Raw genomic sequence first — 11,976 nt, forward strand, 5'->3', positions numbered from 1 at the left:
CGGTCCGGGCCTGCCTGCATAATGACCGCCGACCCGAGGTGATTGCATGCACGGTAGCGGCCTGGAACTGACATTGGTGTTTCTGCTGGCCGCGGTCATCGCGGTGCCGGTGTTCAAGCGGCTGGGCATCGGCGCGGTACTGGCGTACCTGGTCGCGGGTGTGGTGCTGGGACCGGATGGCCTGGCGCTGGTCCGGGATGCGGACCGGATCCTGGACGCCGCTGAAATCGGCGTGGTGATGATGCTGTTCGTCATCGGCCTGGAACTGTCGCCGTCGCGCCTGCGGGTGATGCGCAAGCCGGTGTTCGGCGCGGGCGGATTGCAGGTACTGCTCACCGCGCTGGCGCTGGGCGGCATCGCCCTGTTGGCCGAACACCACTGGAAGACGTCGCTGGTCATCGGCCTGGGCCTGGCGCTGTCATCGACCGCGGTCAGCCTGCAACTGCTGTCCGAGCGCAAGGAACTGACCAGCGAGCACGGGCGCCTGGGCTTCGCCATCCTGCTGTTCCAGGATCTGGTGGCGATCCCGCTGCTGGCCGCGATCCCGCTGCTGGGCGGCGCCAAGAACGAAACCCTGACCTGGACCATGGTGTTCCAGGCCATCGGTGCGATGGCGATCGTCATCTTCGGCGGGCGCCTGGTCCTGCGGCACATGTTCCGGGTGGTGGCGCGCACGCGGATGCCGGAAGTGTTCACCGCCAGCGCCCTGCTGGTGGTGCTGGGCACGGCCTGGTTCATGCAGCTGGCCGGATTGAGCGCGGGCCTGGGCGCGTTCCTGGCCGGCGTGCTGCTGTCCGATTCGGAATTCCGGCACGAGCTGGAATCGCAGATCGAACCCTTCAAGGGACTGCTGCTCGGCCTGTTCTTCATCGCCGTGGGCATGGACATCGATCTGGATCGGGTGATCGCCGAACCGCAGATCATCAGCGCCGGCGTGCTGGTGCTGCTGCTGGTGAAGTTCGGCATCCTCTTTCTGCTCGGCCTGTGGCCGGGCCGGCTGGGCGTGCGCGGCGCGCTGATGCTGGGTGGCGCGCTGTGGCTGGGCGGCGAGTTCGCGTTCGTGGTGTTCAACGAAGCCGCGCGCGTGAAGCTGCTGGACGCCGACGTGCGCGATCGTCTGGTCGCCATCGTGGGCGTGTCGATGGCGCTGACCCCGTTGCTGATGATGGGCCTCTCGCGCTGGGTGTCGGGCATCGCCCGGCCCATGCAGGACCGGCGCGCCTTCGACGACATTCCGGATCAGACGCCGCAGGTGCTGATTGCCGGCATGGGCCGGTTCGGCCAGATCGTGGCGCGCGTGCTGACCTCGCAGCGGATTCCGTTCGTCGCGCTGGAACACAGTCCGGAAACGGTGGACACGCTGCGCCGGTTCGGCGGCGCGCGCATCTACTACGGCGATCCCACCCGCCCGGATCTGCTGCGCTCGGCCGGCGCGCAGCACGTCAGGGTGTTCGTGATCGCGATGGACGATCCGGACACCAACATCAAGGCGGTGCGGCTGATCCGCCGGATGTACCCGAACGCCAAGGTGCTGGCGCGCGCGCGCAACCGCCAGCATGCCTGGCGGCTGATGGATCTGAGTACCGAACCGTTCCGGGAGACGCTGGGAACCAGCCTGGAAATGGCCGAGCAGACGCTGGTGGCGCTGGGGCGTTCGCCGGAGGCCGCGGCCCAGCAGGCGCGGCGTTTCCGCGAGCATGACGAAAAGCTGCTGCGCGCGCAGTACCTGGTCTACGACGATGACGCGGCGGTCGTGCAGACCGCGCGCGACGCCGTCGGCGATCTGGAGAAGCTGTTCGAGGCCGATGCCAGCGACGAGGGTGCCGACGCTACCGCTCCGTCCACGGATGCCGCGCCGCGCGCGACCTGAGAGTCGCGCGCCGGGAAACCGGTTCGGGAACGGGACTCAGCCGCCGGGTTCGCGCAGGAAACGCGCCATCGACGCGCCGGGCGCCACCGGCACGAATTCGCCGGCCACGTCCACGAAACCGCGCATCACCGCGATCTCGCGCGGCGTGCGGTTGAGCGCATCGCGCAGATCCGGATCCGCGCCCGCGCGCAGCAACCGCTGGACCACCCGCAACAGGCCATGCAACGCGGCCAGGTGCAACGGCCCGAATCCGCGCGGTTCCTGGGTTTCCAGGGAAACCTCTTCATCCAGCAGGCGTTCGACGCCGGCCAGCACGACTTCCTCGTCGCAGGCCGTGCCCGGCTCCGCGCGCGCGCCCAGCAGCAGCAGCAGCGGCGTCACCGAACCGGCGGCGACCTGATCAGGTTCGGCGCCGGACAACAGCAGGGTGTCGAACAGCGCGACCAGCCGTGGCTTGTCGCGCGAGGTGAAGCCGTACAGCGCGGCGCAGTGCAGCGGCGTCAGGCCCTGCGCGTCGCCGGCATGCACGTTCGCACCCGCGGTCAGCAGGCGCGCGACGATGTCCGGCAATCCCAGCGCGGCCGCCAGCATCAGTACGGTGACGCCACCCGGCAGGCGGTGTTCCAGCGCCGCGCCGGCCTGCAGCAGCAGCGCCACGATGTCGGCCTGGCGCATGCTCACCGCCGCCGACAGCGGCGTGGCGCCGGTGTTGGCGGGGCGCTGCGGATCCGCGCCGCGGGCCAGCAACAGTTCCACCGCCGCGCGATGGCCGCCACCGGCCGCGCGCAACAGCGCGGTGCAGCCCTGGGTATCCGGCGAATCCACCGCGAAACCGAGATCCAGCAGGCGACGGACCGCGTCCGCGTCGCCGACCATCGCCGCGGCCGGCAGATCCGCTGGCCGCAGCGCACGCCGCGGCAATGCCCAGCCGCGCCAGTCCAGCCAGTCCGCCAGATCGCGACGGCCGCTGGCCAGAGCCACGCCCAGCGGCGTCTGGCCATCGGCGGCGCGCGAGTCCGGACGGGCGCCCTTGGACACCAGTTGACGCAGTGCCAGCTCCCGACCCAGGGCCGCCGCCAGATGCAATGCGGTCATGCCGTGGCTGTCACGCGCTTCGCGATCCACGCCGATGTCGAGCAGCCGATCCAGCAAACGCGACCAGCCGAGGCGAACCGCCAGCGCCAGCGGGGGATCGCCCAGCGGCGAGGACGCGAACGGATCCGCGCCGCGCTCCAGCAGATCGCAGGCGAACTGTTCCAGACCGCGCCCGACCTGTTCGCCGCGCGCGCAGGCGTCAAGGAATCGCGCCACGCCGCCCGCACCCGCCGGCGACGCCGCGCGGCGCAGCATCACCTGGATCGAGGCCATGGCGTCGCCGCCGCGCGAGAGCAGTGCGAACAGCGGCGTGTCGCCGGCCGGATCCAGCGCATCGGCATCCGCGCCCTGCGCCAGCAACCAGTCCAGCCGCGACGGCGACAACGCAATCTCGGGATCGTGCAGCAGCGTGCCCAGTTCCTGGCGCGAGGCCAGCCGGACCAGCGAGGACAGCTCGTCCCGCGGACGATCCGCGTGCAGGCCTTCGCGCAGCAGCGCGATGGGCGCGCGATCCGGTGGCGGCTGATCGTCGTCGCCGACGCTGACCGCGGACGGCAGCGGGTAGGCCGCGTCGAGCGCCGACACGATCGCCCAGCGGCCGGCCTCGGCGGCCAGATCCACCGCCCGGCGTCCTTGCGCATCGGGCTGATCCGCCACCACGCCCCAATCCAGCAGGCGCCGGATCAGGGCGGGCGAAGCGTTCTCCGAGACGCTCGCCACGCGCACGGCGTTGCGCTGCTCGGCGTCGCTCACGGTCGCGTCCACGCCGGCCTCGGCCAGCCGCTCCAGCACGGCGATGCGGCCGCCACGCGCGGCCTCCAGCCACGGCGTGCGCCCCTGGGCATCGTGCGCATGCACGTCGGCGCCTGCGGCCAGCAGCGTGTTGACGATGTCGATGTGCCCGGCCAACGCGGCCTCGTGCAGCGCGCTTCGGCGCAGGCCATCGCGGGTATCCACCTTGGCGCGGTGTTTGAGCAGCAATTGCACGCCGGCCGGATCGTCCTCCTCGGTGGCCGCCGCCGCCAGCAGCACCGGTTGCGCGTTCGCCGGCTCCGGTCGCGCGCCGCGTTCGAGCAGGAACCTGGCCAGTCGCCAGTTGCCGGCCACGCAGGCCACGCCCAAAGGCGTCAGGCCGTCCTGGTTGATGGCGTCGATCTCCGCGGCGGCGTCGCGCAGCAGCGCGACCACACCGGGATCGGAACTGCGCGCGGCATGATGCAGCGGGGTGTTGCCGTCGCTGTCGGCGACCCGCGGGTCGGCGCCATTGGCCAGCAGCGTGGTGACCGCGTCGGGGCGCCCATGCCAACTGTCGCGGGTGGCCGCCAGCAGCGGCGTCATGCCGGCATGGGCGTGGTTGAGATCCACGCCGTGGCCGATCAGGGTGCGCAGCAGGCGCAGGTCCGGCAGGACCGCCGCCAGCACCGCCAGGCTGCGCTGATCGCGGGAGGACGCCAACGGCAACGCATGCGGGTCGGCGCCCGCGTCCAGCAATTCCAGTGCGCGATCGACCCGGCCGGCGCGCGCGGCGTCGAACAGCGCCGTTTCCAGATCGACCTCATCCACCATCGGCGGAGCGACCGCTTCCTGCGTCGCCGATGCGGGAAGCGCGCCGGCGGCCATGTCCACCACCGGCAATCCGCGCGCGGCGGTGATGGACTGCATGCCCCAGTGCAGCACCGGCAGGATCACCACGTACAGCGGCGCGACGATTCCACGGGCGGCCACCGACAGCAGATCAGGCCAGGCCAGCGCCACTCCGCCGGCCACCGCCAGCGCGACCAGGGCGGCCACGCCCAGACCACGCCAGGCGTGGAAATCCCGCTCGGCCAGGGCGCGCCAATGCCAACCCAGACTGCCGGGTTCGCGCTCGATGCCCTGCCACAGCGGCCAGGTCCGCCACAGACCAATCAGCAGCACGCCCACCATCGCGCTCAGACCCAGCGCCGCCGCCAGGCTGCCGCTGTCCCGCAGGGCCGACAAAGGCCAGGCGATCAGCACCGCCACGGTGGCGAAGGCGGCTCCCCAGCCGATCAGCAGCGCCGGCAGCGACTCGCGCCAATCACGCGCGACCGGCAACGGCCTGCTGCCACGCCGCCAGGACCAGGCCAGGGCCAGGGCGGGCTGCGCCAGCCAGGCGCCCACGGCGGCGAGCGGACCGCCAACCCAGCCCAGCGCGGCCAGCGCCACGCCCAGCAGGCCGGCGATCGCGGCCAGGCGGCGCAGTCGGGATGCGGACCCGGGCACGGACTCAGGCATCGGCGCGTTCGCTGCTGTCCGGCGGTGGCGGGAACTGGATGTGGAAACCACGCGTGGCCAGATTGCCGCGCACCGCTTCGGCGTCCTCCCGGGCCAGCCTGCGGTCGGGGGTGAGGGCCAATTCCAGGACGAAGCTCAGATCGCCCAATTGGGTGCGCAGCGGTTCCGGCAGGCGGGTGAAGTCATCGCGCGTGGTCAGGTACACGTAGGTGTCCGCCTTGCGCAGGCTTTTGTAAACGAAGGCTTGCATCCGCGCGTACGCGTCCTGCCGGGAAAAGTAGGGAATGGCGGAGATTGTGGAGGAAACCGGTATGCGGCGAAACCCTGCACGTTCAGGCGTTCGCATGACCATCGGCTGGCGATGCGGACATCGCCGGCTGCTACGCTTGCGCCTTTCACACCGGCCTAACGGAAATCCCATGCGCCACGTTCTGCCTGCCCTGCTGCTGCCCCTGTCGTTGTCCCTTGCCGGGACCCTCGCCGCGCAGGAGCTCGCCGCGGACAAGACCACGCCGTTGACCATCGAACAGGTGATGGCGGATCCGGACTGGATCGGTCCGTCGGTCGAACGCGCGTGGTGGTCCTGGGATGGCCGGCATGTGCAGTACGAACTCAAGCGCCCCGGCAGCCTGGTCCGCGACACCTACGCGCAGGCCGCCGGTGGCGGCGCCGCGGCCGAACGGGTCGGCGACGCCGAACGCGGCGGACTGGATGCGCCCAACCCGCAGATCGACGCGCCCGGCCAGCGCATGGTGTTCGTCCGCAACGGCGATGTGTTCCTGCGCGATCTGCGCAGCGGCGCGCTGACCCAGATCACCCGCAGCAACGACACCGAAGCGCAGGCGCGCTTCGCCAGCGACGGTGGCGTGATCTGGCGCGACGGCAACGACTGGTACCGCTGGTCGCCGCAGGCCGGCGTTTCCCAGGCCGCGGTCCTGCGCGCGGAAAAGGATCCGGCCGCCGCGCCCAAGGCCGACGCCTTGCGCGAACAGCAACTGCGCACGCTGGAAACACTGGCGCGGGATCGCGCCCAGCGCGAGGCGGCGCGCCAGCAGGAAGCCACCTGGCGCAAGGCCGACGGCAGCCGCGCGCCGGGCCCGGTCTACCTGGGCGCCGATGTCGCCATCGCCGACAGCGCGATGTCGCCGGATGGCCGCTGGATGGTGGTGGTGACCCAGGCCAAGGGCGCGGACGAAGGCCAGGAAGGCAAGATGCCGATGTATGTCACCGAGTCCGGCTACGAGGAATTCCAGAATGTGCGCACCCGCGTGGGACGCAACGATCCGGTGCCGCAGTCGCTGTGGCTGGTGGATGTGGCGGCGGGCACGGTTCGCCCGCTCGGCTACGACGCGCTGCCCGGCATCGCCGAGGATCCGATGGCGGCCCTGCGCAAGGTGGCGGGCAAGGATCCGCTGAAGGGCAATCGCCCGGTGCGGGTGGAAAGCGAATCCACCGCCGCGATCGCGTGGAGCGACGATGGCCGCCAGGTCGCCGTGCAGATGCATTCCATCGACAACAAGGATCGCTGGATCGCCACGGTGGATCTCGCCAACGCGCGCCTGCAGCCGCGCCACCGGCTGACCGATCCGGCCTGGATCAACTGGAACAACAACGAGTTCGGCTGGCTGCCCGATGGCAGCCTCTGGCTGCTGTCCGAGCAGTCCGGCCATTCGCACCTGTACACCGTGCAGGGCGACGGCAAGCCACGCCAGCGCACCCGTGGCGACTGGGAAGCGACCTCGCCGGTACCCACCGCCGACGGCCGCGGTTTCTTCTTCCTGTGCAACCGGACCGCGCCCGGCGACTACGAAGTGTGCCGGCTCGATCTGGCCAGTGACGCGGTCACCGAGGTCACCGCGCTGGACGGCGTGGAACGCTTCGCGCTGTCGCCGGACGACCGCCGCCTGCTGGTGGCGCATTCCAGCGCCTACGTTCCCACCCAACTGTCGGTGCTCGACGCGGCCGGCGGCACGCCGACCGCGCTCACCGATACCCGCACCCCGGCGTTCAAGGCCCGCGAATGGATCCAGCCGGAAATCGTGCAGGTGCCGTCGAAGCACGGCGCAGGCAAGGTATGGGGCAAGTACTACGGTCCCAAGGTGATGGAACCCGGCAAGCGCTATCCGATCGTGATGTTCGTGCACGGCGCCGGCTATCTGCAGAACGTGCACCATCGCTATCCCACTTACTTCCGCGAACAGATGTTCCACAACCTGCTGGTGCAGCGTGGCTACATCGTGCTGGATCTCGATTACCGCGCCAGTGAAGGCTATGGCCGCGACTGGCGCACGGCGATCTACCGCAACATGGGCCATCCGGAACTGGAGGACTACCTGGACGGGCTGGACTGGCTGGTCGAGACCCGCCAGGGCGATCGCGATCGCGCCGGCATCTATGGCGGTTCCTATGGCGGTTTCATGACCTTCATGGCGCTGTTCCGCAAACCGGGCGTGTTCAAGGCCGGCGCCGCGCTGCGGCCGGTGGTCGACTGGACCCAGTACAACCACGAGTACACCGCCAGCATCCTCAACACGCCCGAGCTGGATCCGCAGGCCTATCGCGCGTCCTCGCCGATCGAATACGCCGCCGGTCTGCAGGACCACCTGCTGATCGCGCACGGCATGATCGACGACAACGTGTTCTTCCGCGACTCCGTGGTGCTGACCCAGAAGCTGATCGAACTGCACAAGGACAACTGGGAACTCGCCCCGTATCCGCTGGAGCGCCACGGCTTCACCCGTGCCGACTCGTGGCTGGACGAGTACAAGCGCGTGCTCAAGCTGTTCGAGAACAACCTGAAGTAACCGCCCATGCCGCCGGTGACCCGCTCGCAGTTCGTCACGATCATGGCCTGGCTCTCGCTGGGGCTGGCGCTGCTGGGCGTGGTGACCGGCATCCTGCAGGGCGCGATGCTGCTGGCGGCTCCGGTGGATCGGAGCCTGCTGGACACCTTTGCCGCCGGCGCCTCCGGCGTGGCATTGCCGCCGCCGCTGCCGTGGATGTTCGATCACATCGGCCTGTTGTTGCTGCTGTCCGTAATGTCTTCGGCGCTGTGGGCGGTGGCCTCCTGGGGGCTGCTGCAACGACGGGAATGGGGACGGTTCGGTTTCATCGTCCTGCTGGCCGCTGGCGCGCTGCTCGCATTCGCCGGCGCGTTCGCTTTCGATCGGCTCCTCGCCGATCTGACCCTCCAGGCCGGCATGGAGCCCGCCGATGTCGATCCCCTGCTGGCGAACATGCAGGCCGCGATGCGCGCGCTGATGTATGGCGGTGCGCTGGCGATGGCGCTTCTGCACGGCGCCATCGCATGGAAACTGTGCACGCCCGGGGTGCGCGCGGAGTTCCGCTGACACATCGGGGCGGGATGCCGTCGATATACTGGCGTGCATTTCCCCCCGAAACGAGTGTGTCTACATGTCATTTGCACGGACGCTGGCCCTGCGCGCCGCCTGCGCCTTCCTTGTCAGCCTGCCGCTCCTCGCGGTCGCGGCACCCGCGTGCGGTGTTTACCGCAGCGCCGACGGCAGTCGCGAACTCCGCATCGACAGCGCTTCGACCGCGACCGAGTACACCGACTACCAGGCGCCGCGTCCGCTGGCCCATCACACCCGGGCCGACGGCGGGATCACCGTCTTCGATCTGGCAAGCGCCTACAGCGAGACCTGGATGCCGGAGTCCGGTGATCGGGTGTTGCGTACCGAAATGAGCGAGGTGTACACGCTGGCGGAACCCGCGCGGTGCGCGTCGCCGCCACCGGCGCCCGCCGGAAGCTGCCGCGCGGATCTGGCGGGCTGCTTCGACGCCAGGCTCGACGCCGACGAGACAACCCTGACGCGCTGGTGCGAACAGGAAGGCCTGGCGTTCGCCTGTGTCGCGCTGATCGAGGGTTTCCAGGACACCGCCGACGGACAGGCGGGTGACGACACCGCGTCGGAATCGCCACCGCCGGAATGCATCGAAGGCGACCCGGCCTACTCCGCAACCGCCTGCGAGGAAAAGGCCAAGCAGGCGCTCACCCGCGCGTTCGCCGATGCGTTCAAGGGTATGTACGCGGACGATGTACCGCTTTCGGCGGCGCACCTGGACCGCAGCCTCGCACTCTGCCAGCGCGGTGGCTCGGCCAAGGTCTGCGGTGAAGCCGCAGAGAAGCTGTGGAGTGGCGGGCGTTACCTCGACGCGCGCAGCGCACTTTCCGTCGCCTGCGAGCGCGGACAGGACAAGGAAGCCTGCGGCAAGGCGACACCGTTGGCGGCATTGACCGCCGCCGATCTGATCGCCGCCGCGCCCGTCGCGCTGCCCTGCGGCGACTACGCGGCGGAGAGTGGGCTGATGTCCGAGCTCGGCTTTGGCGACGCCGGCCGGGTCGAAGGCGGCTTCGGCAGCATCATGCGCGCGCGTCTGGAGAACGGGCTGATCCGCATCCGCCATGACAAGGGCGGCGATTTCGTGTTCAAGGTGATTGGCGGTGACCGCCTGCTCGGACTGGACAGCTGGAACCGCTACGCGGTCTACCGGCGTGGCGAGGGCGGTGCGGATCGCTGTGCCCCGCCGCGCCAGTTCGTCGAGCATCCGCTGGTCGAGGACTGCCCCACCATCAGTCAGCCCGGCGGCGCCGATGCCTGCTGCAAGGCCGGCAAACTGCAGGGCTGCAACGCGCTGGGACATGTGCAGGCCTTGGCCGGCAACTGGGCCGCCGCGCAGCCGCACTACCTGCGGATCTGCGCGGCGGGCGTGCGTGTGGGTTGCGAGAACCTGACCCGGGCCCATGCGGAAACCGGCGACGAGTCCGTCATCGAATCGATGCGGGGCCTGTGCGCCAAGGATGAGCGCCACGTCGCCTGCGACGTGCTGGAAACCTCCAACTGGGAACAGATGGGCGTCGGCCGCGCGCTGCAGGACGCGCTCCGCGAACTGGAGCAGGAAGCCGGCGAAGACGCGCCGGAAGAAGACGAAACGGCGCCCTGACGATCGGCCGGCGCCGTCGCGCCGTTCCCTGGAGCGGCGGCGATGGCGCCTCGCCGTTAGAATGGCGGGCATGAACGACATCATGCCCGTCCGCGACTATCTCACCGACCTGCAGGACCGCATCTGCGCCGCCATCGAGGCGGCCGACGGGCAGGCCCGCTTCCAGGAGGATCTCTGGAGCCGGCCGGAGGGCGGTGGCGGCCGCACCCGCGTGCTGCGCGGCGGCGGCGTGTTCGAACAGGCCGGCATCGGGTTTTCGGATGTCTCCGGCAGCAAGCTGCCGCCGTCCGCCTCGGCGCACCGTCCCGAACTGGCCGGCGCGTCGTGGCGCGCGGTCGGCGTTTCGCTGGTGTTCCATCCGCGCAATCCCTTTCTGCCGACCACCCACGCCAACGTTCGCCACTTCCGCGCAGAGCGCGATGGGCAGGCGGTGGCATGGTGGTTCGGCGGCGGATTCGACCTGACCCCGTTCTATCCGTTCGACGAGGATGTGTTGCACTGGCACCGCACCGCGCGCGACTTGTGCGAGCCCTTTGGCGGGCAGGCGCGCTACGACGCGCACAAGCACTGGTGCGACGAGTATTTCTTCCTGAAGCACCGCAGCGAGACCCGTGGCGTCGGCGGCCTGTTCTTTGACGATCTGGGACAGGATTTCGATCGCGATTTCGCCTACCTGCGCGCGGTGGGCGACGGCTTCCTCGATGCCTACCTCCCCATCGTCGAACGCCGCAAGGACATGCCGCATGGCGAGCGCGAGCGAGAGTTCCAGCTGTATCGCCGCGGCCGCTACGTGGAATTCAACCTGGTCTACGACCGCGGCACCCTGTTCGGCCTGCAGAGCGGCGGCCGCGCCGAATCGATCCTGATGAGCCTGCCGCCCCATGTCCGCTGGGAATACGGCTACCGGCCCGAAGCCGGCAGCGCGGAGCAGCGCCTGCAGGACTACCTGCGCCCGCGCGACTGGCTGAACGAACTGGCCTGAGGCCGGGAGCTTCGCGGTTTCCCTGCGGATGTCTCCGGGGAAGCCGACGCGGGGCGGCCATCACGCATGTCGCGTCACCAGCGTGATGTGTCCGTTGGTTTCTAGCACCGCCAGATGGATCTCGTCGATCGCATCAATGCCCGCCTCGCGCATCGCCTTGTCGAAATCCTCGCGGCTGATCAGCTCGCGCCGCAGGACGTCCTTGTAGACCTTGCCCTCGCGCGCCAGCAGCACCGGCGAGCCTTCCACCAGCGCCTCGAACCGGCGGTTGCGCGCCGAGCCCAGCCCCACCAGCCAGTTGATCGCCATCAGTGTGCCCGCCAGCAGCAGGCCGCCGCCCACCGACGCGTCCTCGCCCAGCAGCGCGTTCTGCACCGCGTTGCCCAGCAGCACCACCAGCAGCATGTCGAACGACGTGAACTGGCCCATCGTGCGCTTGCCCGATACCCGGATCATCACCAGCAGCGCGAAGTAGACGATCACCGCGCGGGCGATGAAGCCCCACCAGGGCATCGACAGGTTGAAGGTTTGATGCAGGAAGGAATCCATGTTCGCCGCTCCGTTCGGGATGGCGACACGTTAGCGCGCCCGCTTCGCGCGGGGAGCCCGCAAATAAAAAGCCCCGAAGACCAGGGGGGGGTCATCGGGGCCAGGGGAACGGGACCTGGGGAGGGGTCGCCGTTCCGGGGAGATCGCTCCAGGGGATGGGAGAGATCCGCGACAGACGTTGCATCTGTCGCGAGTTATCTGACCATTTCCCACATGGATGGTTCGTGAAGATTACCGTTAAGAATCCGTGGAATTAAGG

Annotated in this window: 8 protein-coding genes; 5 read left to right on the forward strand and 3 right to left on the reverse strand. The window is 69.6% G+C overall.

From position 1 onward, the window contains the following. The first annotated feature begins 46 nt into the window (after nucleotides 1–46). Nucleotides 47–1,870, forward strand: a complete 1,824-nt coding sequence (locus tag AC3DEZ_RS00370) for a monovalent cation:proton antiporter-2 (CPA2) family protein (RefSeq protein ID WP_488386427.1) — start codon at nucleotides 47–49, stop codon at nucleotides 1,868–1,870. A gap of 36 nt (nucleotides 1,871–1,906) precedes the next feature. Here AC3DEZ_RS00370 and AC3DEZ_RS00375 read toward each other — a convergent pair whose 3' ends face one another. Together AC3DEZ_RS00375 and AC3DEZ_RS00380 are read right to left on the reverse strand one after the other, a co-directional pair. Then, nucleotides 1,907–5,221, reverse strand: a complete 3,315-nt coding sequence (locus AC3DEZ_RS00375; protein ID WP_488386428.1) for an ankyrin repeat domain-containing protein — start codon at nucleotides 5,219–5,221, stop codon at nucleotides 1,907–1,909. Continuing rightward, nucleotides 5,214–5,471, reverse strand: coding sequence for a YcgL domain-containing protein (locus AC3DEZ_RS00380; protein WP_488386429.1), 258 nt, complete (start codon nucleotides 5,469–5,471; stop codon nucleotides 5,214–5,216). Before AC3DEZ_RS00380 ends, AC3DEZ_RS00375 begins: the two co-directional genes overlap by 8 nt. A 169-nt stretch (nucleotides 5,472–5,640) precedes the next feature. Here AC3DEZ_RS00380 and AC3DEZ_RS00385 point away from each other — a divergent pair, with 169 nt between their 5' ends. The 4 genes from AC3DEZ_RS00385 (at nucleotide 5,641) to hemF (ending at nucleotide 11,168) form a co-directional block, all read left to right on the forward strand. Continuing rightward, nucleotides 5,641–8,025 (forward strand): S9 family peptidase, encoded by a 2,385-nt coding sequence (locus tag AC3DEZ_RS00385; protein ID WP_488386430.1) that lies wholly within the window; start codon nucleotides 5,641–5,643, stop codon nucleotides 8,023–8,025. 6 nt (nucleotides 8,026–8,031) lie between these two features. Next, the gene (locus tag AC3DEZ_RS00390; RefSeq protein ID WP_488386431.1) at nucleotides 8,032–8,571 is read left to right on the forward strand and encodes a hypothetical protein; all 540 of its coding nucleotides are present in this window, start codon (nucleotides 8,032–8,034) and stop codon (nucleotides 8,569–8,571) included. Nucleotides 8,572–8,635: 64 nt separating this feature from the next. Next, nucleotides 8,636–10,186, forward strand: a complete 1,551-nt coding sequence (locus AC3DEZ_RS00395) for a hypothetical protein (RefSeq protein WP_488386432.1) — start codon at nucleotides 8,636–8,638, stop codon at nucleotides 10,184–10,186. A 70-nt stretch (nucleotides 10,187–10,256) separates the two neighbouring features. Beyond that, nucleotides 10,257–11,168, forward strand: coding sequence for an oxygen-dependent coproporphyrinogen oxidase (hemF, locus tag AC3DEZ_RS00400; protein WP_488386433.1), 912 nt, complete (start codon nucleotides 10,257–10,259; stop codon nucleotides 11,166–11,168). 60 nt (nucleotides 11,169–11,228) lie between these two features. Here hemF and AC3DEZ_RS00405 read toward each other — a convergent pair whose 3' ends face one another. Next, nucleotides 11,229–11,705 carry a DUF421 domain-containing protein gene (locus AC3DEZ_RS00405; protein ID WP_447105180.1) on the reverse strand — a complete coding sequence of 159 codons (477 nt, stop codon included), beginning with the start codon at nucleotides 11,703–11,705 and terminating at the stop codon, nucleotides 11,229–11,231. Nucleotides 11,706–11,976 lie beyond the last annotated feature (271 nt).

It is taken from the genome of Pseudoxanthomonas sp. 134C1, from assembly GCF_057773065.1.

Bases quoted from the DNA above. Each gene is read 5' to 3' on its own strand.
- AC3DEZ_RS00370 (WP_488386427.1), top strand. From the start codon at position 47: ATGCACGGTAGCGGCCTGGAACTGACATTGGTGTTTCTGCTGGCCGCG.
- AC3DEZ_RS00375 (WP_488386428.1), bottom strand. From the start codon at position 5,221: ATGCCTGAGTCCGTGCCCGGGTCCGCATCCCGACTGCGCCGCCTGGCC.
- AC3DEZ_RS00380 (WP_488386429.1), bottom strand. From the start codon at position 5,471: ATGCAAGCCTTCGTTTACAAAAGCCTGCGCAAGGCGGACACCTACGTG.
- AC3DEZ_RS00385 (WP_488386430.1), top strand. From the start codon at position 5,641: ATGCGCCACGTTCTGCCTGCCCTGCTGCTGCCCCTGTCGTTGTCCCTT.
- AC3DEZ_RS00390 (WP_488386431.1), top strand. From the start codon at position 8,032: ATGCCGCCGGTGACCCGCTCGCAGTTCGTCACGATCATGGCCTGGCTC.
- AC3DEZ_RS00395 (WP_488386432.1), top strand. From the start codon at position 8,636: ATGTCATTTGCACGGACGCTGGCCCTGCGCGCCGCCTGCGCCTTCCTT.
- hemF (WP_488386433.1), top strand. From the start codon at position 10,257: ATGAACGACATCATGCCCGTCCGCGACTATCTCACCGACCTGCAGGAC.